At 41.5% G+C, this 25,456-nt stretch carries 22 protein-coding genes and 2 pseudogenes; 11 read left to right on the forward strand and 13 right to left on the reverse strand.

Annotated features, from left to right (window positions below):
- Nucleotides 1-557 precede the first annotated feature (557 nt).
- The 3 genes from tatC to F0342_RS19630 all read right to left on the reverse strand — a co-directional run bounded on the left by tatC (nt 558) and on the right by F0342_RS19630 (nt 2,809).
- Nucleotides 558-1,310: a twin-arginine translocase subunit TatC gene (gene tatC / locus F0342_RS19620; RefSeq protein ID WP_149157531.1), complete on the reverse strand. Its 753-nt coding sequence runs from the start codon at nt 1,308-1,310 to the stop codon at nt 558-560.
- A gap of 85 nt (nt 1,311-1,395) precedes the next feature.
- A complete protein-coding gene (locus F0342_RS19625; protein WP_149157532.1) occupies nt 1,396-1,572 on the reverse strand; it encodes a twin-arginine translocase TatA/TatE family subunit in 177 nt (58 codons plus the stop codon).
- 31 nt (nt 1,573-1,603) lie between these two features.
- Nucleotides 1,604-2,809, reverse strand: a complete 1,206-nt coding sequence (locus F0342_RS19630) for a metallophosphoesterase family protein (RefSeq protein WP_149157533.1) — start codon at nt 2,807-2,809, stop codon at nt 1,604-1,606.
- Nucleotides 2,810-3,182: 373 nt separating this feature from the next.
- Between F0342_RS19630 and F0342_RS19635 the strand changes: the two genes are divergently transcribed.
- The 5 genes from F0342_RS19635 to F0342_RS19655 all read left to right on the forward strand — a co-directional run bounded on the left by F0342_RS19635 (nt 3,183) and on the right by F0342_RS19655 (nt 9,936).
- Nucleotides 3,183-3,950 (forward strand): DeoR/GlpR family DNA-binding transcription regulator, encoded by a 768-nt coding sequence (locus F0342_RS19635; RefSeq protein WP_149157534.1) that lies wholly within the window; start codon nt 3,183-3,185, stop codon nt 3,948-3,950.
- Nucleotides 3,951-4,152: 202 nt separating this feature from the next.
- Nucleotides 4,153-5,745 (forward strand): sigma 54-interacting transcriptional regulator, encoded by a 1,593-nt coding sequence (locus F0342_RS19640; RefSeq protein WP_223145736.1) that lies wholly within the window; start codon nt 4,153-4,155, stop codon nt 5,743-5,745.
- Nucleotides 5,746-5,907: 162 nt separating this feature from the next.
- A complete protein-coding gene (locus F0342_RS19645) occupies nt 5,908-7,056 on the forward strand; it encodes an iron-containing alcohol dehydrogenase (RefSeq protein ID WP_149157535.1) in 1,149 nt (382 codons plus the stop codon).
- Between the two features lie 51 nt (nt 7,057-7,107).
- Entirely contained in the window at nt 7,108-8,496 is a 1,389-nt protein-coding gene (locus F0342_RS19650) for a hypothetical protein (protein WP_149157536.1), read from the forward strand.
- Between the two features lie 21 nt (nt 8,497-8,517).
- On the forward strand, nt 8,518-9,936 hold the full coding sequence (locus F0342_RS19655) for an NAD-dependent succinate-semialdehyde dehydrogenase (RefSeq protein WP_149157537.1): 1,419 nt from the start codon (nt 8,518-8,520) through the stop codon (nt 9,934-9,936).
- A 57-nt stretch (nt 9,937-9,993) separates the two neighbouring features.
- Here the strand turns inward: F0342_RS19655 and F0342_RS19660 are convergent, their stop codons facing one another.
- Nucleotides 9,994-10,278, reverse strand: coding sequence for a DNA-binding protein (locus F0342_RS19660; protein ID WP_149157538.1), 285 nt, complete (start codon nt 10,276-10,278; stop codon nt 9,994-9,996).
- A 302-nt stretch (nt 10,279-10,580) separates the two neighbouring features.
- Here F0342_RS19660 and brnQ point away from each other — a divergent pair, with 302 nt between their 5' ends.
- The gene (brnQ, locus tag F0342_RS19665) at nt 10,581-11,906 is read left to right on the forward strand and encodes a branched-chain amino acid transport system II carrier protein (RefSeq protein ID WP_149157539.1); all 1,326 of its coding nucleotides are present in this window, start codon (nt 10,581-10,583) and stop codon (nt 11,904-11,906) included.
- 179 nt (nt 11,907-12,085) lie between these two features.
- Here brnQ and F0342_RS25745 read toward each other — a convergent pair.
- The 3 genes and pseudogenes from F0342_RS25745 to F0342_RS25035 form a co-directional block, all read right to left on the reverse strand.
- Nucleotides 12,086-12,274, reverse strand: a pseudogene (locus F0342_RS25745) (GNAT family N-acetyltransferase); the annotation flags it as partial.
- A 317-nt stretch (nt 12,275-12,591) separates the two neighbouring features.
- A complete protein-coding gene (locus F0342_RS19675; protein ID WP_149157540.1) occupies nt 12,592-13,212 on the reverse strand; it encodes a LysE family translocator in 621 nt (206 codons plus the stop codon).
- Between the two features lie 10 nt (nt 13,213-13,222).
- Nucleotides 13,223-13,384 (reverse strand): hypothetical protein, encoded by a 162-nt coding sequence (locus F0342_RS25035; protein WP_188048629.1) that lies wholly within the window; start codon nt 13,382-13,384, stop codon nt 13,223-13,225.
- A gap of 244 nt (nt 13,385-13,628) precedes the next feature.
- Here F0342_RS25035 and F0342_RS19680 point away from each other — a divergent pair, with 244 nt between their 5' ends.
- A complete protein-coding gene (locus F0342_RS19680; RefSeq protein ID WP_149157541.1) occupies nt 13,629-13,982 on the forward strand; it encodes a DUF488 domain-containing protein in 354 nt (117 codons plus the stop codon).
- 70 nt (nt 13,983-14,052) lie between these two features.
- On the opposite strand, the gene F0342_RS19685 is transcribed toward F0342_RS19680, so the two are convergent.
- The 6 genes from F0342_RS19685 to F0342_RS19710 all read right to left on the reverse strand — a co-directional run bounded on the left by F0342_RS19685 (nt 14,053) and on the right by F0342_RS19710 (nt 20,821).
- Nucleotides 14,053-14,769, reverse strand: a complete 717-nt coding sequence (locus tag F0342_RS19685; RefSeq protein ID WP_149157542.1) for a sulfite exporter TauE/SafE family protein — start codon at nt 14,767-14,769, stop codon at nt 14,053-14,055.
- A 54-nt stretch (nt 14,770-14,823) separates the two neighbouring features.
- The gene (locus F0342_RS19690; RefSeq protein WP_149157562.1) at nt 14,824-15,417 is read right to left on the reverse strand and encodes a ribonuclease FAU-1 family protein; all 594 of its coding nucleotides are present in this window, start codon (nt 15,415-15,417) and stop codon (nt 14,824-14,826) included.
- A gap of 154 nt (nt 15,418-15,571) precedes the next feature.
- Nucleotides 15,572-15,913, reverse strand: a complete 342-nt coding sequence (locus tag F0342_RS19695) for a zinc ribbon domain-containing protein YjdM (RefSeq protein WP_149157563.1) — start codon at nt 15,911-15,913, stop codon at nt 15,572-15,574.
- Nucleotides 15,914-16,050: 137 nt separating this feature from the next.
- The gene (locus tag F0342_RS19700) at nt 16,051-18,282 is read right to left on the reverse strand and encodes a sensor domain-containing protein (RefSeq protein WP_188048630.1); all 2,232 of its coding nucleotides are present in this window, start codon (nt 18,280-18,282) and stop codon (nt 16,051-16,053) included.
- Nucleotides 18,283-18,444: 162 nt separating this feature from the next.
- Nucleotides 18,445-20,145 carry a transglutaminase domain-containing protein gene (locus tag F0342_RS19705; RefSeq protein ID WP_149157543.1) on the reverse strand — a complete coding sequence of 567 codons (1,701 nt, stop codon included), beginning with the start codon at nt 20,143-20,145 and terminating at the stop codon, nt 18,445-18,447.
- A gap of 166 nt (nt 20,146-20,311) precedes the next feature.
- Nucleotides 20,312-20,821 carry a GNAT family N-acetyltransferase gene (locus F0342_RS19710; RefSeq protein ID WP_149157544.1) on the reverse strand — a complete coding sequence of 170 codons (510 nt, stop codon included), beginning with the start codon at nt 20,819-20,821 and terminating at the stop codon, nt 20,312-20,314.
- A 253-nt stretch (nt 20,822-21,074) separates the two neighbouring features.
- Between F0342_RS19710 and F0342_RS19715 the strand changes: the two genes are divergently transcribed.
- The 4 genes and pseudogenes from F0342_RS19715 to F0342_RS19730 form a co-directional block, all read left to right on the forward strand.
- Nucleotides 21,075-21,458, forward strand: coding sequence for a GntR family transcriptional regulator (locus tag F0342_RS19715; protein ID WP_149157545.1), 384 nt, complete (start codon nt 21,075-21,077; stop codon nt 21,456-21,458).
- Between the two features lie 3 nt (nt 21,459-21,461).
- On the forward strand, nt 21,462-22,565 hold the full coding sequence (locus tag F0342_RS19720) for a DUF1648 domain-containing protein (RefSeq protein ID WP_262481825.1): 1,104 nt from the start codon (nt 21,462-21,464) through the stop codon (nt 22,563-22,565).
- Between the two features lie 289 nt (nt 22,566-22,854).
- A complete protein-coding gene (locus tag F0342_RS19725) occupies nt 22,855-24,273 on the forward strand; it encodes an alanine/glycine:cation symporter family protein (RefSeq protein WP_149157546.1) in 1,419 nt (472 codons plus the stop codon).
- Between the two features lie 104 nt (nt 24,274-24,377).
- Nucleotides 24,378-25,456 (forward strand): annotated as a pseudogene (locus F0342_RS19730) (IS3 family transposase); the annotation flags it as partial.

Below are 25,456 nucleotides of genomic sequence, written 5' to 3' on the forward strand. Positions count from 1 at the left end.
AATAGTTGATTTCCGCTCCAGGATGCTCGCTTTCCGCGGGGCTTGCGGTGAGCCTCCGGGGTCTCACCTGTCCAGCTATTTCCCTCAGGAGTCGAGCATCCTGCAGCGAGAATCAACTTTCTGAGCATGTATCCTTAATGGATATCAATAATAACAAGAATTTTGCAAACAATCTCATTTAAGGTAAGTAGAGATTGATTTTCCTTTTAAGGAAGAAGAAATATTTTTTCTAGTTACATTGTTTTCTTGCACACCTTGAAGCTCTGTCATGAAAATTCTGTTAAAGATGGTGAGGGGAACTGTGCAGACTCCGGCGGATTTTGGGCTTAGCCGATACCCCGTTCGGCTAAGCTGAGGAGGCTCGGCCGAACGCTAGCTGCAAGCGGAGCAGTTCCCCTCACCATCCAGCATAAACTGGTTGACAGAGCCCTGGCAGATTCTATGCTAGAAAACAACAATCTTTGCGAAAAGAGCCTATTCAATTAACTTCTTTTTCTTGTAGGATCCAAATTTATTAACAATCACACCTCTCATGATCAAGGCTGATGAACGACCTATTAGGACGTTTTCTTCATACGGATCACATTGTCATCTTCTGATTGTCTTTTATTCCTCTTTTTATACACGATCTTTGATAAAGTCACGCTGCATTCATATAGGAACAGAAGCGGCACGATCACCAAGATATCGGATATAAGATCCGGTGGAGTGATGAATATGGCGATAACCGTCAAGACAAAGTAAGACACCTTCCTCGCTTTGGACAACAGCATGGGATTAATGATCCCTATTGATGTCAGAAACATGACAATGAGCGGGATCTCAAATAAAAAACCAAATGGCAATGTCAGATTGATCATGAATTTAAAATATTTTTCTGCCGTGAACATCGTTTCAAATTGTCCATTAGATAAGGTCAATAAAAAAGTGAGGACGGTTGGATACACCACAAAGTATCCGAAGCTAAGTCCAGTGATAAATAATGAAAACAATCCCGGTATATACGCTAATGTGGTTTTCCTTTCTTTCTCCGTCAGTCCCGGTTTCACAAACAGCCACGTTTGATGGGCCGCAATCGGAATCGTCAGCGCCATGGCACAAACGCCTGAAATCATGAAATATACCCAAAGAATCTCACTTGGCCCTAATACAGCCAATTCCTTATCTAGATCCCGAATAAGCAACTTGTACATGTCCTGAATGAAGATAAAGGAACCAACAAGAAAAGTAAGAAAAGAGAGTAATGTGATGATGATACGCTTTCTCAGCTCTCCTAGATGGTTTACAAGTGTTTGCCCTTCAGTACTCATACAGATACAACCTTCTTTCTTATAAAAATAAGAAAGCCAACTCAAGAAAGGTAAAGCTTTCTAACCTGAGTCAGCCCCTAATCACTTACTTGGTACGTTCCTCTTCCTTTTCATCTGTCATAAGGTCCTTAGCTGAGTTTTTAAACTCTCTTAATGTATGACCAAATGCCCTGCCGATTTCAGGTAACTTGGATGGCCCAAAAATGATCAAAGCGATAACCAGAATCAGGATCAGACCGGGAACCCCTATATTTTGCAACATATGCTTTCCTCCATTTTTACGTATTTGACTATTATGCTTTTACTTTTTCTTTTTCATTTAGTGGAAGTGGATCAATGCTCTGATCATTGGCAGTCAAATCAATTCCGTAATCTTTCGCGAATACCATATGAGTATCAGCAAGAACTCCTTCTTTGTTTTCATCTAAATGAAATACTCTTGCTCCACGCAATCTGTTTCGATCTGCCCCTGGTAATCCATAAGTGCCAAACCCTGTATTCCCGGCATACCCAAGCATTATGCCATAGTAGTTTCCGCAATAGGTGTTGATATGATCATGGCCACAGAAGACACCTTTTACATCTCCTCTATCCAGCATCGCAGTAAACAAGCCGCTATTGATTGGTCCCGGACACTCCGCTTCATTTCGTTCTCCTACAATGCCATGTCTTTTCACTGCAAGTTCGTGGCTTGAGGATGTTCTGCTATCAACACTTCCATGCCACATGAAACGGTGTTCCCATAAAGGGATATGAATGAAAACAAGGGATGGTACTTTATACCCGTATTTCTTTTCAATACTTTTTGATTCTTCATAATACCAATTGACTTGATTAAAACGAAGCCAGTCCCAATGGGGGTATCCAGCAAAATTTTGTCCGGCGATTTGTGAAGGAGCATATCTGCCGCTATCCAGTAACCAAAGATTAAATGCTGCTTTATTTCCCTTGGAACGTTTAATATGAAGATTCATATTTCCGGTTCCCGTCAGACCTTTTTCTCCCGGTTCATTCATATTGCATGGATAGTTCATATAGAACTTGAGCATATCCTCTTCATACATCCCGCTTTTCCCTGAAGAATCTTCATCGTGGTTTCCGAATGTGACGGCCCACTTAATTTTTCTTTCTTCCATCGGGAATGCTACATTATTCAACGCTTGTTTCATTTCTAATTCCGTATCACAGCCTCCAGTAATACAATCACCATTAATCACAACGAAATCTGGTTTCTCTGAATCCAGCACTTTTTCCATGAGCTCAATCGTTCTGCGATCGATACGCTCGTCGTCCTGAGTATCATTAAATTGGACAACCTTAAACTTTCCATCGGAGTTAAATTGGAGTTTTGTTGGCTTATGTTTTTTCGCCTCCGCAGTGTTGGTTAGCAAATCCCCCGGTAAACCTGCTGTAGCAAGCGATAAAGCAATTGTGCTCATTCCACCGATTTTCAAGAAGCTTCTTCTGTCTAACTCTTTGTTCTGATCCTTATGCCTCATAACACCCTACCTCCATGATCTTTGTTTGTTTAGTCGGGAGTCTTTCATTCCTCCTGCTCTACTTCTTCATCCTAAGACAACATTATTGAAAGACTATTAAAGACGTTAGGAGAAAAAGTAAACAAAACACAGAAAACAAATGAAAACAAATTTCCCGTTCAAACGACAAAAACCCCTATTTACTCGACTCCCCTTCGTACTCTAGTAAATGAAATAGACAAAAACGCATAAGAAATTGATTTGTTTTCCTTGTTACTTTTGATTAATTTACAAAAGTTAATAATTTCGTAGCATACATTTCATAATCACTTTTTATAATTGGCTAAAATGTAAGCAATGAAGAAATTGGGGGAAAGGGGAGAAATATCCCGTGATGACAGAAAGACAAAAATCAATCGTACGAGAGTTAGAGATGAAAAATAAGGTCAGCGTGACAAATTTATCAAGAAAGTTAAAGGTAACCCCAGAAACGATTCGAAAGGATTTAATCCTCCTGGAACAAAAGAAGAAATTACGGAGAATTCACGGAGGAGCGATTCCTTACTATGGTTTAATAAAAGAACCTCATTTCAATAAAAAAATTGGAATCTCTCATGATCAAAAAAAGCGAATTGGGGAAGTTGCTACTACATTTATTACTGATGGAGAAACGATCGCTCTGGATGTTGGTTCAACCACCTTGCATATCGCCAGCTCGATAAAGGATGTTCAAAATATAACGATTGTGACCAACTCTTTAGCTGCGGCAGACATTCTGAACACACGCTTGGAAAACCATCTATTTGATGGAAATGTCATTGTACTGGGTGGAGCAACGAATCCATTGCAACGTTCAGTAAGCGGCTCGTTAACGAATATATTATTAGAGAATTTTTATTTCGATAAAGCCTTCATATCTTGTGGTGGAATTAATAAAGAGGGAATATGTGATTTTAATATTGATGAAGCTGCTGCATCTTCCATCATGATCAAGAAAACGAGGAAAGTGTTTGTTGTTTCGGATTCATCCAAGTTGAATCAAAATGCTCTGTTTCACATCGGACCATTCTCTTCGATTGATTGTGTGATATCGGATGTTTCAATACCTAAAGAATGGATGAAAGATTCAATGATTAATAAGGTTGAATGGATAAAAGTTTGAACCTACAGGACTTACATACCCAACTCCTGTTGAAGAACCCCTTTTAGAACAACCATTATCATGTGAAATATTGGTATCTTTTATTATTCGTATACCTTATCAAGAGCCATAGGTCCGTCCCTCAACGCGTTAGTGTATGATAGAATTAATTTAGAGTAATTGATTTTTGTTTGCTTGGAGGTTGTTTAGGATGCGGCTTTATATGACAGATAAAGTGGAACGTGCGATTGAGTTATTCTCTCAATCAGAGGTGGATGCACTTGAGGTAGTGAATCATGAGGATGAGATTGTAGGAATTCTTACACTAGGAGATTTAGGTACGATTTTTCATGATGGCCATTTAGGTGGTATGGTCGGTGAAATCCTCCAAAAAAGCATGTCACATCCATCTCCTCTTCAAGAACAAAAACGGAAGAAAAACCAATATAGTGATTTACTAGAGAGTCATGTTTTTAACGATATAATCAATTCCCTTTATGATGGGGTCTTCATTACAGATGGATATGGTATTACAGTCAAGGTAAACAAATCCTATGAAAGAATAGCGGACCTGAAATCCGAGCAACTAATCGGCTATCATATGGAAGAGCTCATTAAGGCTGGATATATATCCAAGTCTGCCTCCATCCAGGTCTTGAAAGAAAAAAGACCAATAACATTGATGCAGTCCATTCATAACGGAAGAAAAATCATCGTGTCCGGCACACCGATTTTCAATGAGGAAGATGAAATTTTATATGTTGTAAACAGTGTTCGTGATATCACCGAACTATTAAAATTAAAGCTGCAAATTGATGAGTTGCAAGAACTAAAGAACCTCCGCCAAAGTTCGAATGCCACGTTTTCTAATGAAGCAGAGAAGTCCTCCATCTATTCCAGTGAAAGCATGAAGAAGGTTTTCACCACCATTGATCGAGTAGCCAAAACCGATGTAAAAGTTCTCTTACAGGGGGAAACCGGTGTTGGGAAAACGATGATTGCAAAATACATACACGAGCATTCGAAACGTTCGACCGGTAGTTTTCTAGAGCTTAACTGCGGAGCCTTCCCTCCAAGTTTAATAGAGTCAGAATTATTCGGCTATGAATCAGGTTCTTTCACCGGTGCTTTATCTAAAGGGAAAAAAGGATTGCTGGAAGTGGCGAATAATGGCACGTTATTCCTTGATGAAATCGGGGATCTTCCCTTAGAGCTTCAAGTAAAACTACTAAAGGTCATTGAAGATCAAGCGTTCATCCCCATTGGTTCATCAAAACTCAAACAAATTAATGTTCGCATTATCGCTGCTTCCCATAAAAACATTAAGAACTTAGTGGACATAGGGGAATTTCGCGAAGACTTATATTACCGTTTAAACGTCGTTCCAGTTCAAATCCCTTCCCTCCGTCAGCGTCGCGAAGAAATCATTCCGCTTTCTCAACACTTTTTACAGAGCTTCAATGATGAATATGGATCAAGCAAAGTGATGAGCATTGAGGCATTGGATTGTTTACATGAATATGATTGGCCTGGGAATATTAGAGAATTAAAAAATTTGATAGAGCGCTTAGTCGTTATCACTCCTTCAGAAACAATTGGACGTGAAGATCTACCACCTGAATTAAGTGAAGACACCAAGAAACCAGGCTCAGTTTATGAAGGAGAAATTCTTCCTTTAAAAGAGGCCGTGGATCGAGTAGAAAAACAATTGATCACCAATGCAATACGACAATATAAAACAACGAGAAAAGCAGCCGAAATTCTCGAAGTCAGCCAATCCACGATTGTCCAAAAAATGAAGAAATGGGAGCTTTGATTACTTCTTGAATCAAAGCTCCCATTTTCGATTATTTTCCTAATCGGATTTGACTATTTTTTGACACCCTCTCACGTGTCCTTCCGTCTATTCCCACTTTTCAGAAAGTTGGCACAGAACTTGCATCCTTTTTTATATAAGAATCGAAAGGAGATACTCTTTATGACAATCTCAACTTTTAAAATTGCAAACAAATTGGTGACAGGAAAAGGGGCAACTTCGGTTTTACCAGACGAAATCAAACGACTCCGAATTCAAAATCCTCTTATCGTCACAGATATAACCCTGCAAAAAGTCGGGGTGGTAAATCAAATCACCCCGTTAATGAAAGGGCTTACTTACGAAATATTCACAGGTGTTAAACCTGATCCTGAGCTCTCTATTGTGGAAGATTGCACGAAAGTTTTCATCGAAGGCAATCATGATGGCTTGATTGCTATTGGCGGTGGAAGTGCGATCGATATCGCAAAAAGTGTATCTGTGTACGCAGGTTTTGATGGCAGCCTGTCAGAACTGATCGGTACAGACCTTGTTCCACAAAAAGGTGCACCTATCATCACCCTCCCGACAACTGCAGGCACAGGTTCAGAAGTAACGAATATATCGATCCTTTCTGATACAGAAGCTCAGCTCAAAAAAGGCATCGTGAGTGACTACCTGCTTCCTGATGTGGCGATTGTCGCACCGGAAATGACGCTGACCATGCCGCCTTCAGTCACAGCAGCAAGCGGGGTGGACGCATTGGTTCATGCCATTGAAGCATATATCTCGGTTCATGCTTCACCCATAACAGATGCCTTGGCCATTTCTGCGATTCGAATGATTTCAGAGAACCTGCCAAAGGCATACGCTAATCCTAACCATTTGGAAGCCCGTGAAAAAATGGCGACTGCAAGCTTAATGGCGGGGATGGCTTTTGGTAATGCTGGAGTCGGTGCCGTTCACGCACTCGCCTATCCTTTAGGAGGCCGCTATCATATTCCTCATGGAGTCAGCAATGCTCTCCTCCTTCCATATGTCATGGAATGGAATAAGATTGCCTGTATGGAGCGCTTCAGGGACATTGCGGCAGCATTGGGCGAAAACGTTCGCTCCTTATCTGACGCAGAAGCAGCGGATAAAGCCGTGACTTCCATGAAGCGATTATGCACCGCGGTCAATATCCCGACTGGATTACGCTCCTTTGACATTCCGGAAACGGCACTTTCTGATATGGCTGAAGATGCTAGCAAGATTGAGAGACTATTAAACAATAACCCACGTCAGTTAAACAAAAGTGAAATTGAACAAATCTATCAATCTGCTTATTAATATAAAGGATTTCAGTTCATTGTTATCAAATTAAGAAAAGGGGTATATAGGATGTGGAGAAATCGAAAAGATGGTGAGGAATCACCATATATTCCAATGGGACCTTTTAAATTAAGACTCCCGTTTATTCACTACAAATTTGAATGGCCGGATTATGTCCAAGGTTTGCTAATGTGTGCAGTAGATTTAGCTGCGATTCCATTAATGATTGAACTTCTGGGCATGCCTTTTGAAGTCGCATTAGCCGTTGTACTGTTGAATGGAATTCTCTATTTAACTCATCACTTACTCGGCGATCCAGTCGTTCCCGGATGGATCACACCAGCGATTCCATTAATCATGGCTTATGTATCAGCATTTCCAGAAGGACCGGAACGTGTACATGCACTAGTCGCCTTCCAGCTTACACTCGGCCTACTTTCCATCCTGTTAGGGGTGACAGGATTAGCGAAAAAAGTCGTTACATTCGTTCCCCCGGCGATTAAATCCGGGGTGATCTTAGGAGCAGGATTTGCAGCAATCATTTCTGTCTTCCAGGTTGGCGGGCGTTTCGAAAGCTTTCCATGGACCATTTCCATCGCAGTAGGGATTGCCTTTTATATAATATTCTCTCAACATTTCAATCAACTGAAAGCCAAAAGTGCACTATGGGGGCTTATTGGTAAACTGGGAATCTTTCCGATTATTATTCTCGCTGTTATCATCGCACCTCTCTTTGGAGAAGCACCGTGGCCAACGATTGAGTGGGGGCTCATTAATCCTGACTTCGGTACACTTTGGAGTGAATACACCATCTTTGGGCTCGGTTTCCCTCCGGCAATGTTATTTGTAACAGCTTTGCCTACTGTATTAGCCGCATATATCGTCCTATTCGGAGACGTTTTACAAAGTAAGGCTCTCATCGATGAAGCAGACGATGTGCGCCGTGATGAAAAGATCGATTACAATCCGAATCGTGCCCATATGGTCTTCGGTGGACGCAACACCATTATGAGTATACTTGGTCCTGATGTCACAATGGCAGGTCCACTATGGGCAGCCATGCAGGTTGTCGTAATTGAACGGTTTAAAGAAGGTAAAAAAGCTATGCATTCTATATTTGGTGGTTCTGGGTCCTTCAGATGGGGTACAAATACTGGACTCTTACTTCTCCCTATTGTAAGTTTAGTACAACCAATTCTAGGTATCGCCCTCGCCTTAACTTTGCTGATCCAAGGTTATGTAAGCGTTCGCGTAGGGATATTGGAATCCCGAAGTCACCGTGACCTTGGCATTGCCGGAGTTATAGGGGCAGTACTCGCCACCAAAGGTGCTACTTGGGCATTTGCAGTTGGAATTTTGTTATGCTTATTGATTTATGGGAAAAAATTCTTCATCGGTGAGAACGACGAAATTTTCACAAAAGATCTGGAAAATAAAGATGCCAAGAAAATATCATAAAACATTAAAAGGAGGATCACTATGCAACACTACAATATGATCATTAACGGAGAACAATCAGGATCGGATCTTTCGAAAAGGGATGTGACCAACCCAGCCACCTCAGAGGTCATTGCCACTATCCCGAACGGAGGCAAAAAAGAAGCTGCCAGTGCTGTTGACGCGGCTTATGGTGCATTCAAGGACTGGTCCCAATACTCTGCATACGAACGAAGTGAACTCATCCTTAAATGGTATGACTTGATTAACGAGAACAAAAAGGATCTTGCCCGTACCATGACGATCGAGCAAGGAAAGCCGTTAAAAGAAGCGCTTGGTGAAATCCAATATGCCAACGGCTTCATCTCCTGGTACGCCGAAGAAGGAAAGCGCGTATACGGTGAACAAATTCCGGCAACTCAGCGCAACAAGCGATTATTCGTCCATAAGCAGCCTGTCGGGGTTGTAGCTGTCATCACACCATGGAACTTCCCTGCCGCCATGATCACCCGTAAGGTTGCACCGGCACTCGCCACCGGCTGTACGGTCGTGATTAAACCGGCAAACCAAACCCCTTTGACCGCTATAAAAATGGCGCTACTGGCAGAAAAAGCCGGCATCCCTAAAGGTGTCATCAACGTGGTGACAGGTGATTCGAAATCCATCGGGGAAACATGGATGGAAGACACACGCGTACGGAAACTGACATTCACGGGATCAACGGAAGTCGGGAAAGTCCTGATGAAAGGTTCTGCTGACACCGTCAAGAAAATATCGTTGGAGCTCGGAGGTCATGCACCTGTGATCGTGATGGCTGACTCTGATCTGGAAAAAGCAGTCGATGGCGTCATTGCCTCCAAATTCAGAAATGCAGGTCAAACCTGTGTCTGCTCGAACCGCATCTATGTTCATGAATCCATTGTTGATTCATTTACCGAAAAACTAGTCGAAAAAGTGAGGGATATCAAAGTCGGTAACGGCCTTGAAGAAGGTGTGGACATTGGTCCATTAATCGATAAGAATGCAGTTGAAAAAGTCCAGAAGCATGTGGAGGACGCTGTAAGCAAAGGAGCAACCGTTGTCTACGGAGGCAAAGGTAAAAACGGATTATACTTTGAACCAACCGTCATCACCAACGTACATGATGACATGCTTTGCATGAAAGACGAAACATTCGGTCCGGTTGCTCCAATCACTACGTTTAAAACAGAAGAAGAAGCCATCGACCGGGCAAATGATTCCATCTACGGTCTTGCTGCTTATGTATTCACCGAAAATATCACAAAGGGCATACGAATCAGCGAGCAACTGGAATATGGAATTGTAGGATTGAACGATGGATTACCTTCCACTCCTCAGGCCCCATTTGGCGGATTCAAGCAAAGTGGTCTGGGCCGTGAAGGCGGACATCATGGCATTGAAGAGTATCTGGAAGTAAAATATATTTCATTAGAATTGTAAACCTTGAAGGCACACATGTAGTTGTGTGCCTTTTTTCAGTAAACCCGTCCTATAATATCACTTCTTATAAATCTCACCAGACGACATCCATTCCATAAATCTCTGATAGGGATAATAAGTCGTTCCCTTCAACTCGATTTTTGGAGCATCCGGAAATTTGTGTAACATCTCTCCTACTTCTTCTTTACTTAGGCCAACATGCAAATGCAAATCTTTTTCTTTTACTAAAGTCGGATAATCTGAGAAGCTTGGTTTCGGATTACCAAAGTTCTTTAACCCATCCCCAATAAAATATCCTAATACCGCCAGCCCTGCTGCCACCCAGAAAAAACTAATATCCATTTTATAACTCCCCTTTTCTAATGAATCAGTACCTTACATACGGCTCAACTTGATAATAGTTCCATTTAATACAATATTTATCGATTGAAATAATCACACAAATCTAGAAAAATAGAAATTGATATTATATTAGGAAAACTTATTGACTGCGCTTTCTTCCTATGCTAGATTGTGTTTATTAATTAAATTCCACGACGAGAAAATATAACTCGTCCCTGGTCAGGGGCGGGTTTTTTTATGTGAAATAATCAGAATAATCAATAGAAGCTATCATGGTTTGGTAAGGATTTGGAGGGGTTTTTTTGAGAAAAAAAGATGTGCTGGTTTCAGGTTTTATGCTATTCTCTCTATTTTTCGGAGCAGGGAATTTAATATTCCCGCCTTATCTCGGAATGGAATCTGGAGACTACTTTGCCGCCGCAATTACCGGGTTTATTTTAACAGCAGTGTTCCTGCCTTTTTTAACGATCATTTCAGTATCGTTATCTACTAACGGATTATTGTCAATTGGCCAACGGGTCCATCCTGTCTTTGGACTTGTATTCGCGATCGTGATTTATATGTCAATTGGAGCCCTATACGGTATTCCAAGGGCTTCGAATGTTGCCTATGAATTGGGATTTATGCAAGTGATTAGTGTGGATGGACGGTTACCCTTATTCTTATTCTCTCTTGTCTTTTTCGGATTGACCTACTTACTCAGTATCAATCCAAAAAAGGTGATTGATCTTGTCGGGCAGTTTTTAACGCCTGCCTTGCTCATAGTATTAGCGATATTATGTGTACGGGCCTTTTTTATCTTTGATTATACGGACGCTCAAGCAACTGAAAACTTCCAGTCCGATCCGTTTCTCAAAGGGTTTCTGGAAGGTTACTTCACCATGGATGCCGTGGCAGCCCTTGCCTTTGGGATTGTCATCATCAATGGATTGAAAGATAAAGGAGCGATGGATAAAAGGGATCTGATACGAGGTACAATCAGTTCAGGTATGATTGCAGCAGTAGGCTTAATCATGGTGTATCTTTCACTAGGATGGATTGGGCGTGTTGTTCCCCATGATGAGCCACTTCAAAATGGTGCAGAAATATTGGTTCTTGCTTCTCATCAATTATTTGGATACAGCGGGAATGTATTATTTGGAGCCATAGTGATGATTGCTTGTTTAACGACCTGTATCGGCCTCATCAATGCATGCGGACGTTTTTTTAATGAAAATTTCCCGAGGTATTCATATAAGACTTATATAATGATTTTCATCCTCATCGGGATGGCCGTGACCAATCTTGGACTGAATTTGATATTGAAAGTGGCTACTCCGTTACTTGTTCTGATTTATCCTGTAGCTATTGTGCTTGTAGTCCTCTCTCTCTTCCAGCATTTCTTTGGAGAGAGTAAGAGAATGTATGTGTATGGGGTTGGGGTCGCATCATTATTTGCTTTTCACGAAATGCTGATGACGCTAAAAATTCAAATGGAAGGAATTCACGCTATCTTGGGATTCCTTCCCCTCAGCGAAAATGGCCTGGCCTGGACCATTCCTACCCTCGTGGCCGTCGTAATTGGATATGCTCTAGACCTCTTCCAAAGAAAGATCACCTTTCCTTTCAAGAGAGGGACGGACCTCTAAAAAAGCAACAAGGCATGAGTGAAATTTCCACGCATGCCTTGTTGCTTTTTTGATTTTCAGGAAGTTTGATCTGTTGCTTTTTGGTAGACATTCATGGAACCACCACTCAGTCCAATGGCTTCTGTCGTGTGAGTCCATCCGTATTTTTCATAATAACCTTCCAAATCCGTTGTTAGATATAGATGTCTATAGCCTTTTTCATTGGCTTCCCTTAAGGCATGCTCGAGGAGATTCGAACCAAGCCCTTTCCCTCTGTGATCCGGGTCAATGTAGAGGCAGGCAAACCATGGAAACAGGTCTTGCCTACTATTCAGGTCGTTTCTAAGAAGTGCGTACGTCCCGATGATTTGTTCTGCCTGTAATGCGATATAAAATCGCGGTAAGTCTTATTCGGTTCGGCAGGAATGGAACATACAATCGTGATAGAACCTGTAATTCTCCTCACTTCCCCACTGTTCCCAGAAAGCTTTCACTGCTTCCTCAAAAATACTTGAATTCTTTTGTAACTCCAATACTTTCATTGTTGTATTCCTCTCTTTACTGAATAGAAGTATCTTTATAGGATTCTTCATTAGGTAAGGAAAACCTCTATTTCATAAAAAAAGTCACGCTCCGCATTGGGACGGACCTCATATTCATTATATAATTAGAATTCAAGGTTCGTTGGAGGTCCGTCCCTCTAAAATTATATCAAGTCAATGAGAATATACGAACTAAATATCGTAATGATGATTCCCGCCACCCTATTAATCATTGTTAACGAGTCTGATTCAATCCGACTGCTTAACCATCCGCCTACTACGGCAACCGTTCCCCACCATAATGCCGATCCACAAAAAACCCCTAAAACGACGAGCAATGCGGATACTACGCCGCCATCAGAACCTGTTACGCGAAAGACACCAAAGATGGCGATAAATGCAAGGATGGTCATTGGATTCGTAAGCGTCAAAAGAAATATTGAGAAGAACCCCTTCAATGAAGAAGTGGTTTGCGATTCACCAGTCTTAAATGGTGCCATCTGTGAAGTGAACGTCTTCCATCCTAATAAGAAGAGAAACACCCCTCCCCATAATTGAATCCAAAATTGGTGATCAAGTAGGAAGTCGGAAACAATCGTAAGACCCATGACAGCTACCAATCCGTATAGTGCATCTGCAGTGGCAGCCCCCAAACCCGATACAAAACCTATCCTTCTCCCAAATGTCAATGTCCGCTGAATACAAAGGATACCGACCGGACCAACAGGAGCAGCAATTGTGACTCCTATTATGAGACTCTTTATAAATAAAATAGAATCAATCATGGTCCTGCCGCTATTCTAAAGAAAACTTGTGTTGTGGTAGTGGCAGCCCCGAGTTCACTTTGAAAAAAACCGTGACACTCGCCTTTTGGTTTCTGGCTTTTGCCGGCAGGCTCTTGTTTTCATGATTGATGAGACGATCCAGATCTTTTATATTTCTACTGCGTAATTTCAAAAGATAATCATCCTCCCCGGCGAAATATGACCATGCAAGTTATTTTTCGTAAAAGAGGGACGGACCTTCAAATCGGTTTCCCCTTGAAAACTTTGGTCAGGCTATAAAGTAAGTCATTTAATATATGCGGAGTTTCTAAGCCTTTATGTACTTTTTTCTTAGAAACTAAAGATAAAAGATCTTTGCTTCATCCTCTGATTCAATTTATCCTTATAGTAAGTGAGCAAAGATTGGAGGAAGATCTATGTCTATCGTTCTAAAGAGAATTTATGATGAACCTCCCCAATTAGGCGGCCATCGCATTTTGATTGACCGAGTTTGGCCACGTGGAATTTCAAAAGAGGATGCCAACTTGGATGAGTGGATAAAGGAAATTACCCCAAGCCCACAATTAAGAAAATGGTTTAATCATGAGCAAGAAAAGTTCGAGGGATTTAAAAAAGCCTACAAAGAAGAACTTAACCAATATGCTAAACAAAAGAAGCTACAGGAACTGAAGGAAACGTCTGTTAACGAACGCTTAGTCCTTCTCTACGGTGCAAAAGATAAGCAGTACAACCATGCCGTTGTGTTAAAAGTAGTATTAGACGAAATGTAAGAGGGACGGACCTCTTAATCAGCAGAAAACCATTAGGTAAATCACTTATTGGAGGTCCTTCCCTCTAAAATTAAAGGCTTTCTATTAGCAGATAGATACCCGTAAATAGCAGGAGGGCATAGGTAAAGATTTGAAAGATTTTTTGGTTGATTTTGCTGAATAAAGCTTGTCCTAACACTAGGCCTATTGCTACCACCGGTAATGCTTGCAAGCTTGATTTCCAAACTGTTTGAGTAGTACCCGCCACTTTCACCTGTATCCCTAAACTGATGAGATAGATGAACAAATAAAAGGCAAGAGTAGTTCCCCGAAGTTTCTCTTTTCTTGTCTCAGTGCCTGAAAAATATAGAAGCAGGGGCGGTCCAGGCATTCCAATACTTGTGGTCAGTACCCCAGACAATCCCCCTGCCAGAAAGTCCCGCATTTTTGACTGCATGATGCGGAATTTCATGATAAGTAATACCGTCAGCAGTATGATGATCAAGCTGATTGAGATTTTTAAGAAATTCATATCAATAAGAATGAAAACCAATATACCCAGAGGTAAACCAGGAATGCTCCCAATAATAAACCTTTTCACAAGGGGAAAATCAATGTCCCGTCTAATTTTCACTAGTAGTGCCAGCGAGATTACAAGGGATAAGATCAAATTAATCTGTATCGCTTCTTTAGGTGGAAACAAGAGCAATAAAAATGGTGTTGCCATTATGGAAAATCCAAAACCGGTACTAGTTTGCAATATCGATGCACATAAAATGATAGCCATAAACAAAATAAACGTACTCAAGAAACATTCCCCCTGGTGATTCTTTCGAAATGATGGCACCTGAAACCTGATTGATCATTTTTTGTTTTCATAGGCTTCATCCTTATGCTCAGAGGCCTTCCTTCTGTTTGTCGAATCGCGAAGCCATCTAAGAAGATCATCATGTGGAAAATGATCCCTTGTCTCAGAGATAAGCTTTGGAAGAAAACTCTCTATGCTATCCACTAATATTTGCAATTCCTCCAGCACATACCCGTTCTCAAACTCCTCCATGGAAACGGGTAGCTCCTCTTCATCCAGAACGGAAGCTATTCCATCGGGAAATACGAGGACATCTATGATGAGATCTTCGAAAGATACTACTTCATTGTTTATGTTAGTATTTCTGACAATATTAAAATAGGACCCTAAATACTCACCCCTATGATCTCTCCAAATATACACATTATAAGCGCGGTCCTTCCAATAGTACGCCAGGGTGTAGCTTCCCTCAGGGATGGTTAAGCTTGATTGGTTTGTTGTCATGGTAAAGGCACCTTCTATTTTATGAAAGAGGACCACATCCTCAACTCCCGCCTTTAAAAGCCGGCAGTGATGTTCCACCGATTTTCCGTCATAACCTTTCTTTCTCTCTATAATCGGGGCACCATCCTGAAGGGGACTGCCCATCGCATTCTCATTCACCAATCATCCCTCCTAAACTCTAATTACTTGCTATATAAGATGATCATTTCGGTAAATCTGAAAGAGAGACGGACCTCTGAGAAGCAAGAACCATTAGGTTAATCGCTCATCAAAGGTCCGTCCCCAAATTACTCACGCATTATATCTTTTTCACAAATTCGGATTTTAGTTTCATGGCTCCGAAACCGTCGATTTTGCAGTCGATGTCGTGGTCTCCTTCGACGAGCCGGATGTTTTTGACTTTGGTTCCCATCTTGAGGACGGATGAGCTTCCTTTCACTTTCAGATCTTTAATGACCGAAACCGAGTCACCATCGGTTAAGAGATTCCCGTTTGAGTCTCTAACCACCTTTTCTTCTTCTGATGTTTCTGTTGCTGCTTCTACTGCCCATTCATGAGCGCACTCGGGGCAGACGAACAGACTTCCATCTTCATACGTGTATTCTGAGTTGCACTTTGGGCAATTTGGCCATTCTGACATCGTGTTCATTTCCTCCAATGATTGTTTATTCATGAAAAATTTAAAAGACATCGCATTCCATTATACCTGACTCAATGTGAGTTATATATCATTTTCGTTCATCCATTTAGTCAGAGCGCATTCGTCACATCCGATTACTACTTTAAAACACGTTCAGAATGTTCCCTTTCCCATTCCACCAGAAATTTTTCTAATAACGGTCCAGGCAATGGCCGGCTAAAGTGGTATCCTTGACCTACCTGACAGGCTTTCCGTTTCAAGAACAATACTTGATTTTCTGTTTCAATGCCCTCAGCAATAGTAGTAAAGTTCATATTTTGACTCATATCAATAATTGCCTTTACAATTGAAACCTGATTTGAATCTTCCATAATATCATCTACGAATGATTTATCTATTTTAATACTATCAATCGGTAAATGCCTTAAGTTATTCAATGAAGAGTAACCTGTTCCAAAGTCATCCATGGAAATGATGACCCCCACCTTTTTTAGCTTATTGAGAACGTTCGTTGATTTTTCGAAGTCCTGCATAATACTCTCCGTTATTTCAAGCTCAAGTCGATCTGGCTCATACTGGAGGTCTGATAAGGTTTCTTTTACCATGTCAACAAATCCATCATCCTTTATCTGTCTGACAGATATATTTACAGCAACAGGAATGATGCCTAACCCGTTCTTTTCCCACTCCTGACTTTGTTTACAAGCCTCTCGAAGAACCCACTCCCCAATCGGAATGATCAATCCCGTCTCCTCTGCCAGAGGAATGAATTCACTTGGAGGGATCATTCCAAGTTCCGGATGCTCCCAGCGGATCAATGCTTCTACACCTATGATGTCCAGCGTTTCTAAGTCCACCTTGGGCTGATAATAGAGAGTTAATTGATCAAGCTCCAATACCTTTCTTAATCCGTTTTCAAGCTCCATATTCCTTGAAGAAGCTTTTTCAAGTTCAGGAAAATAGAATTGATAGTTGTTCTTACCGCGTTCCTTCGCTAAATACATGGCTGTATCTGCATGTTTAATTAAACTTTCCTGGTCCTCTCCATCTTTTGGGTACATACTGATGCCGATACTCGGTGTCACAAAGAACTCCTGTTCATGAATGACGATTGGACGGTTGAAACTTTGTAATACTTCACCCGTCGTTTCTTCGACCTCTTGCCCAGTCAAATTGGAGAGTAAGATAATAAATTCATCTCCGCCTTGCCTAAACACAATCCCTTTGTCTTTCACGACATTCTTCAATTGGAAGGCAACCTTCTCCAGTATGATATCACCGGTAGAATGTCCTTTCGTATCGTTGATGACTTTAAATCGATCTAAATCCAGAAATAAGATGGCAATCGATTGATCAGGAGCTTCACGAATTGACTCATTTAAGTATTGCTTAAATTTATTCCGATTTGGAAGCCCTGTTAATGAATCATAATAGGCCATGGTACGAATGATTTTCTCAGTCTCTTTACGATTCGTAATATCTCGTCCAACCAACTGTATGGCCATCCTTCCTCCATATAAAATGGGCATCGCGGAAATCTCCAACTCTATTGCATCACCGTTAAGGCGATAAACCGTCAGTTCAAATCGTTCCCCTGCAGTCGATTCTTTTGTCTGCTCCCTTATTTTCTTGATATTCTCAAGACTGGTAAAATGGGAAACATCTTTGTTCATGATGTCCTCGGGGCTTTTGGCACCAATCAATCTGCTGCCTGCCTCATTGATATAATCAAATGCTTGGTTACTGATAACCGCAATGATATCTGGAGACATTTCTACTAAACTTCGGTATTGATCTTCACTTTCTTTCCGATTAGTGATATCAAATAACACACTGGTAAAAGAAATCATTTCCCCGTTATCATCCAAGGTGGGGATGCCTCTATCCTGTATCCAGCGAACCTGACCATCCGGCTTAATGATACGGTAAACACTCACACAGACCTGACCGGAACCAAGCTTTTCAGCCCTTTCTTTTAAAACCGGCATATCCTCGGGGTGTATCACTTTTTTCCAAAGGAGCGTATCCTGATAAAATTCTTTCAAAGGATATCCATACAAATTCTCAATTCCTGGTGTGATCAAGAGAACATCTGATTTCAAATCATGAGACCAAATGGCAACATCCAGCGTCTCAAAAATGTTGTTTAAATTCTTATTACTCTTGGATAATTCCTTTGAAGCACTCCAATTCCCTTTAAATAGAAGGAATAATAAAGCAAGCATACAGAACACTAAACCTATATGGAGAAAAAGCGACACTCCCCTATTGGAGTGATCAATTGTTTTCCAAGAAAAATCTGCAATCTCTAAAAAGATCATTATGATAAAAAGCATGAACACTGTTTTCTTATATTGTGTAAAATCCATTCACTACTCTCCTGAATATTAGTATTCTTTCATTAATCAAGTGTACTATTTATGGCTTTCATTCACAATATAGCTAATTATTACCTCTATTATTTTATAAAAAAAGACCAACTCCATCGACTGGAGCCGGTCCTATTGATAAATCATACGATTTATTCGTTTCTAATACGACACACCTGTCCGTGTATGCGTGTTCTTAAATGCATTCATATCGGGATCAAAATAATCCTCATTAAAGGTCGGGACAAACTTACCGTCCTTTAGATACCCGGATCCCCATGTCGGATCCATGGTGACCCATTCTCCATCAAGATTCGCTTCCACCCATGCATGTCTTCCAGGGAATATTCCGCCTGCCCGGCCTTCGACGAATCTCGCTTCAATGTCACTCGCACGAAGCATGGCAATCGCAAGGTACGCGTAATCCTGACATACACCCGTTTTCGTTTCCAATGTCTTCAATGCACTGTCATCCCAGTTAAAGTCATCATTTTCATATTTTTCAACGTCATAGGAAACATTTTTCGCAACATAATCGTAGATGGCTTTTGCCTTGTCCCTGTCGCTTGTTTTTCCAGCTGTGACGGTTTTCGCCTGCCCCTTAATTTCCTGCGCATCTGACTGTACTCCACGGGAAGGCAGCAGGTCCCGCTTGTCTTCACCTGTCGATTCCACTTCAAACTTCGCAAAGCCGAAAAATCTGAAGTAGTCGCTATCCTCCTCCTTGATTTCAGGTACGCTGAGGGTCACCTCATAAGTACCGGGTCCAAACCGGAGATAAAAGGAATCATCAAAGGTAAAATCATCTACAGGAATCACATCCAGAGCTTCGTCTTCCCCTTTTTTCGTGGTGATATAAATATGCGTCGTTTCCGGACCGAATTCAGCTTTAGGATTGATGCTTCCTTTGATAGAGTAAACTCCATCCGACTTCTCCCCACCAAATTGAGGAGATTCCAGAGTTACGCCACGCTCGCGATATTTATCAGCATACTCAATCGGACTCATCACCCGACCAGATTCATTATCAATGATTAGAGTCGTGGCCGTCTGGTAGTAGTTTTCACGACCTTCATCTGGTACCAGTACCTCAAGCTCGTGTATTCCTTTTCCGAAAAATAAAGGAACTTCATAACTGAATTCTCCGTTTTTAATGGGAATGACATGTGTCCAGTTTTGAGAATCTTTCTTTAACCTGAGCATGATGGTGTCTTCATCCGTGAGGTTACCAGCTTCTCCTTTTAATGAAAAGATTTCATCGCCTTTGATATAGCTTGATTCAGAACTCAAGGACAAGGCGGCATCCTGGCCAAATGGTGTGAGCGTCACATCCCTCATAACATCAGGATTCACATTATGAACCGTGAAGGAAGCAGTATCATAGTAATAATTCTCACGATCCTTGCTTGGAAGCTGCACAGACACACTATACTCACCTTCTCCATTGAAAAAGTGGATATTCTGTTTGAACTTACCGTTTTTGATGGGAGTGTAGTATTCGAGCTGCTTTCCTGCAGGGCCTTCTTCACTTGCCCTAACCTTGATCCAGGCGTAGTCCGACTTCAGCTCAGAATGCTGTTCAATTTCCCCATCAACGGTCACTTGCCCATTTGCCGCAAATTCCTTGTATGAAGGTTCATTCATTTTGACCCCGATTTCCTCGCTGTAGGATGTGAGCTCGAGAGGCTCCCATTCCCCAAGTTCATCGTTCTTTTTCTTTACTTCTTTTTCATAAGGATCTTCTTCTTTTTTATCCGCATTCGTTTCCTCGCTGTTGGCATTCGAGTCACTGCATGCCGTCAAGAACAAGAAACTTGTTACCAAACTCAAGAATAGAATCAAAAAGGGATATTTCTTCTGCATGTTTTCCTCCTAAAATAAATGTGCTTCCTACTCATATGACCTATACAGATTTTGGTTCCTGATTCTATTTTGAGGGACGGACCTCTAAACGTTAAATTTCACCTGAATATGGAGTGATTTGAGGATTCGAGGTCCGTCCCTCTTATTATTTTATTCTCACAGACTTCTAAATCTGTTTGTAGTAGATAATGGTTGCCTCTAATTCCCCAAAAGGTGAAGATGCGTAGTCGGGAATCCGCCCTCCCTGAATGAATCCAAGTGACGTATACAAATGATTGGAAGGTGCCCCTTCTACCGTATCCAGGATGAGCAAGGTCCGTCCCTCTTCTTTCGCTCTTTTCTCCGCCGTTTGCATAAGTGACCGGGCAATGCCTTTTTGGCGGAATTTTGGATGGACCATCATTTTTGCAATTTCGGCTCTGTTGGTACCGTTTTGTTTGGTGCATAGGTGAAGCTGCACGGTTCCTGCAATAGTATCATCTACCCAAGCCGCATATAGTATCACATGTGAATTCAGTGTATGTTGCCAGAAGTCCATCGCTGCAGTGCGAGCCATTGGGGATAAAAAACCAATGGAAGCACCATCATCGACTACTTTCATTAATAAATCTGACAGTTCCTCAATGTGCTGATCTATAGTTGTCAGTTCTACAATTTTCAGTCCTTGATTCTCCATGAATATCTCACTCCTTAGCATATCTTCCCTTCTTTATTACAGTGTCCAATTTAGTTTTGCAATCTATTTGTCAGAAGTGATGACAAGGTATGGAAGTTGATTGCTTCAGTTCACTAAATTTTCTTTTTATATAATCAAATTATAACGAGTGACTCTTCAATAATCTAACTTTTTATGGAAAATCAGTCTTTGTTCTACATAAACTAGAACAATTCTGTTATACTAAACATATAACAAACTAGGAGGTGATTCTTTGTTTATCCAAATAGAACCTCAATCAGATATACCAATTTATACTCAGGTCAAGAATGGGATCATGGAGGGGATTGTACGCGGGGAATTAGTGCCAGGTGATATCCTCCCGTCCGTTCGCAGCCTTGCCGGTGACCTGGGCGTGAACATGCACACGGTTAATAAAAGCTATCATGAATTGGAAAACAAGGGTGTGATCCGCATTGTTCCAAAGTCGGGGGCTCTTATTTGTACACCATTCGAGGGAGAAATTCCGCGATCCCGATTTGATCAGATATCAGAAGAATTGCGGCCGATTGTAGTGGAATCAATGGTGATAGGCATGAGTGAAAAAGAAGTTCAAGAATTAGTTGCATCTATTATGTTAAAGGTTAAGGGGGAGTAACAAATGGAAATGACGCTCATTTTCGTCACGGTTGGGTTTCTAGTGGCGCTTCAAATCGCCATACCTTTCATTGTCAAACGGACGGTGGTGTTTGGTGTGACTGTACCGGTTGATGAGATAAGGAACGAAAAGCTGCGACAATATAAAAAACTCTACGCAATCCTCACGTCCTTCCTTTCAATTTTCGTTTTAACTATCTATATTATTTGGTCAACAATCATTACACCAATAGAAAATCACCTCATCTTAGCAGGCTTAATACTGCCTTTTGTCATCCTATTTATTTCGATGTCCCTTTATTTCTATTTTCATATGAAAGTGACAACACTGAAACGGGAAAAGCAATGGTTCAGGGATCGCAAACAGGTGAAGATATCAGAGTTGAACTTAAGAACGAGAGATGAAATGCTACCCTGGATAGTATATGTAGTACCCATGGTGATCACTGCCGGATTACTGGTGTTTACATTGGTGAATTACAATAGCCTGCCGGATCAGATCCCTACTCACTGGGGGCCCGATGGCAATCCGGATTCATTTATGACCAAAACCTACCTGTCTGCTTTGACCCTGCCACTTGTATTACTGGTGATGAATGCAATGTTCCTCGGGATCAATGAGCTCACAAGGAATTCCGGAATTAAACTGAGTGCAGGAAATATAAAGGCATCACGTATCCGACAGCTCCGTCTGCGCAAGTACACAAGCTGGCTCTTATTCTTCATCTCCATTCTGATTAGCATGCTATTTACATTTCTGCAATTCACCACCCTTTATGAAAATAGCATCAGCGACCTGCTGATCATCTCCATACCACTGGCCTTCTCTGCACTCGTCTTGATAGGGACGGTCCTTATGGCCATCAAGGTGGGTAAAAAGGATTCAGACTTGGACTTAGAAACCATTGAAGAAGGCACTGGAGAAGTGATCAATGCAGATGACGATCAATACTGGAAAGGGGGGCTCTTCTACTTCAACCCTGAAGACCCCTCCATCTTCGTCGAAAAACGCTTCGGAGTAGGCTGGACCCTGAACTTCGCCAGACCCATGGGATACCTCATCCTGGTAGGACCGCTGCTTGTGATAGTAATCATTACACTAATATAACCGTGAGGGACGGACCTCTTTAAACTGAGCGATAAAGAAACATCAACGTTCAGCTGAAGTGGGCCCGTCCATTTTGTTACGCGATTTCCACCCTTCAATAACACTTGGTACACCTTTCCCGTGTGACCGTATCCGAGGTCCGTCCCTCCAACTATTCCTACTACTAAAAAAGGCTCAATCTCTGGAAATTCGACTTTTATTATGGACAGATTGTTTGGAATACTATATAAATAGTAGATGGAAACTCATAAAGAAAACGTTTACAACATGAGATGACAAGGAGGATTCTATGTTAGATGTGCTAGACAAGATTAATTCATTTTTATGGGGGACACCAAGTTTAGTACTGTTATTTGGGACAGGCCTTTTCTTAACGTTTATGCTTAAAGGGCTGCAGTTCCGAAAGCTATTGTATGCATTTAAACTTGCTTTTACAAAAGAAGAACCATCTTCTTCTGCTGACAAATCGGAAGGGGATATCAGTAACTTCAAAACGTTGATGACTGCTTTGTCAGCGACAATCGGTAACGGAAACATTGCCGGGGTTGCAACGGCATTGACGATTGGTGGACCCGGGGCCATCTTCTGGATGTGGGTTGTCGGCCTTCTCGGAATGGCGACGAAATACGCAGAAGCGCTTCTTGCCATGAAGTACCGTGTAAAAAATAAAAATGGTGAGTACTCCGGCGGGCCGATGTATTACGTAGAAAAAGGTCTCGGAAGCAAGTGGAAATGGCTTGCTGTTGCCTTCGCTTTATTCGGCGCATTTGCTGCCCTTGGAATCGGAAATAGTGTACAGTCCAATACGATTGCAGACGTTATGACATCAAGCTTTCAAATTAACAATGTCGTAACAGGAATCGTTTTGGCTGTCCTGACAGGTTTGATCATCTTTGGAGGGATTCAACGTATCAGTACCGTCGCTTCCTTCTTTGTACCGATCATGGCATTCCTGTACATTGGTGGCTCAATGATCATCATCGTACTGAATTATGATATGATCATTCCGGCATTTGAAATGATTTTCTATTATGCATTCAATCCTGTAGCTGCCGCTGGAGGTTTCACTGGAATCATTATCAGTGAAGCGATTCGAAGCGGTGTATCACGTGGAATTTTCTCCAATGAGGCCGGACTTGGTACGGCTGCATTGATTGCAGGTAATGCGAAAACCGATCATCCGGTTAAACAGGCACTTGTCGCTATGACGGGTACGTTCATTGTGACAATCATAGTCTGTACGATGACGGGGCTTGTCCTGCTGATCACAGGTTTCTGGGATCCCACAGGCGGAGCGATATCGGGTGTAGAGCATGCACCAAGTCTTGACGGCGGAGCACTGACTAGTGCGGCATTTGGACACGCCCTCGGGGTAGTCGGAGAATATATCGTATCGTTCTCCGTCATCTTCTTCGGATTCTCTACGATCGTCGGCTGGTATATGTACGGAGAGAAATGCTTCGAGTATTTGACGAATTATCGATTTGCTAACTCCTACCGACTCATTTACATTTTAGCAACCGGACTTGGTGCCGTTGCAAACCTGGAGCTCGTATGGGCATTTGCTGATATGTCTAACGCCTTGATGATGATTCCAAACTTGATCGCCCTTATTTTACTTTATAAGGTCATCGTTCGTGAAACAAATCATTACTTCAATGAGTACATGCCCATGATGCAAGCCCGACCAAGGAAGAAAGCCAGTTAAAAAGAAACCCGGCGTGATTTATGTAGAGAGACCTAATAATATGAGACTGAATAAAACACCTTCAAGTAGTAAATAATTCATTTACATTTGGAGGTGTTTTTTCTATGGGTAATAAAATGTCCTATCCAGAAGAAGTTAAGAAAGAAGTTGTCCGTTTAAAATTAGAAGGTAAACATTCAAATCAAGAGCTAATGGAGATGTTCGGGATTAAGAATCGATCTCAGATTAAGACCTGGGTGAAATGGTTCAAGAATGGTGAGGCCCATCGTTTTGCTCAACCTCTTGGTAAACAATATTCTTATGGGAAAGGTGAACTAGCCCAGTTACGAAAGAAAGTTGCTTATTATGAAATGCGTGAGGAATTGTTGGGAAAGTACAGGGAAATCGAAAGGAAGTGGTCCCAGAAGTATTCGTACAGACCGTAGAGATGTTTAAACATAAATATACCGTTATTGCCCTTTGTGAATGCTTTGGAGTGGCAAAGGCTACTTATTATCGTTGGCGGGGAAAGTCATGGGGCCCATCAGAATTGGAGAAGAAAATCATTGATATTTGCGGGGATTTGAAATTTCGTCATCGGGCACCGGATGGTTCGTGATCTCTTGCGTAAAGAGCACAAACTCAAAGTCAATCGGAACACTGTACAACGAATTATGCAGAAATTTAATATTCAGTGCCGTGTTAAACCGAAAAGACAAAACTATATAGCTGGGGAAAGTAAAATCGTGGTGCCGAATTACTTAAACAGAGAATTCCATGCATCTAAGCCAAGTGAAAAATGGGTTACAGATATTACCTATCTTCCTTATGGTGAGAAAATGTTATATTTATCAACGATTATGGACTTGTTTAATAACGAAATTCTTGCTTACACCATTAGTGATAAACAAGATAAAGCTCTAGTGCTAGATACGTTAAAGAGAGCGTGTGAAGGTCGTGATGTATCTGGATGCATCCTTCACAGTGATCAAGGGTCTCAATATACATCGTATGATTTTCAGGAAGACGCAAAAAAAAGAGGCATTATCACRAGCATGTCCCGACGAGGAAACTGCTTTGATAATGCCGTCATCGAATCCTTCCACTCCTCTTTAAAGTCAGAAGAATTCAGCCCTCTGGATCGAGGGAAACTAACCAACCATACAGTACGAAAGAAAATAGAATCGTACATGTATTATTATAA

Source organism: Bacillus sp. CH30_1T (genome assembly GCF_008364765.1).
Classification (GTDB): Bacteria; Bacillota; Bacilli; order Bacillales; family Bacillaceae_B; genus Rossellomorea.

What these genes read in the sequence shown, in the direction of transcription:
- tatC (WP_149157531.1), bottom strand. Translation starts at nt 1,310, where the DNA reads ATGAGTACTGAAGGGCAAACACTTGTAAACCATCTAGGAGAGCTGAGA.
- F0342_RS19625 (WP_149157532.1), bottom strand. Translation starts at nt 1,572, where the DNA reads ATGTTGCAAAATATAGGGGTTCCCGGTCTGATCCTGATTCTGGTTATC.
- F0342_RS19630 (WP_149157533.1), bottom strand. Translation starts at nt 2,809, where the DNA reads ATGAGGCATAAGGATCAGAACAAAGAGTTAGACAGAAGAAGCTTCTTG.
- F0342_RS19635 (WP_149157534.1), top strand. Translation starts at nt 3,183, where the DNA reads ATGACAGAAAGACAAAAATCAATCGTACGAGAGTTAGAGATGAAAAAT.
- F0342_RS19640 (WP_223145736.1), top strand. Translation starts at nt 4,153, where the DNA reads ATGACAGATAAAGTGGAACGTGCGATTGAGTTATTCTCTCAATCAGAG.
- F0342_RS19645 (WP_149157535.1), top strand. Translation starts at nt 5,908, where the DNA reads ATGACAATCTCAACTTTTAAAATTGCAAACAAATTGGTGACAGGAAAA.
- F0342_RS19650 (WP_149157536.1), top strand. Translation starts at nt 7,108, where the DNA reads ATGTGGAGAAATCGAAAAGATGGTGAGGAATCACCATATATTCCAATG.
- F0342_RS19655 (WP_149157537.1), top strand. Translation starts at nt 8,518, where the DNA reads ATGCAACACTACAATATGATCATTAACGGAGAACAATCAGGATCGGAT.
- F0342_RS19660 (WP_149157538.1), bottom strand. Translation starts at nt 10,278, where the DNA reads ATGGATATTAGTTTTTTCTGGGTGGCAGCAGGGCTGGCGGTATTAGGA.
- F0342_RS19675 (WP_149157540.1), bottom strand. Translation starts at nt 13,212, where the DNA reads ATGATTGATTCTATTTTATTTATAAAGAGTCTCATAATAGGAGTCACA.
- F0342_RS19680 (WP_149157541.1), top strand. Translation starts at nt 13,629, where the DNA reads ATGTCTATCGTTCTAAAGAGAATTTATGATGAACCTCCCCAATTAGGC.
- F0342_RS19690 (WP_149157562.1), bottom strand. Translation starts at nt 15,417, where the DNA reads ATGGGCAGTCCCCTTCAGGATGGTGCCCCGATTATAGAGAGAAAGAAA.
- F0342_RS19695 (WP_149157563.1), bottom strand. Translation starts at nt 15,913, where the DNA reads ATGTCAGAATGGCCAAATTGCCCAAAGTGCAACTCAGAATACACGTAT.
- F0342_RS19700 (WP_188048630.1), bottom strand. Translation starts at nt 18,282, where the DNA reads ATGGATTTTACACAATATAAGAAAACAGTGTTCATGCTTTTTATCATA.
- F0342_RS19705 (WP_149157543.1), bottom strand. Translation starts at nt 20,145, where the DNA reads ATGCAGAAGAAATATCCCTTTTTGATTCTATTCTTGAGTTTGGTAACA.
- F0342_RS19710 (WP_149157544.1), bottom strand. Translation starts at nt 20,821, where the DNA reads ATGGAGAATCAAGGACTGAAAATTGTAGAACTGACAACTATAGATCAG.
- F0342_RS19720 (WP_262481825.1), top strand. Translation starts at nt 21,462, where the DNA reads ATGGAAATGACGCTCATTTTCGTCACGGTTGGGTTTCTAGTGGCGCTT.
- F0342_RS19725 (WP_149157546.1), top strand. Translation starts at nt 22,855, where the DNA reads ATGTTAGATGTGCTAGACAAGATTAATTCATTTTTATGGGGGACACCA.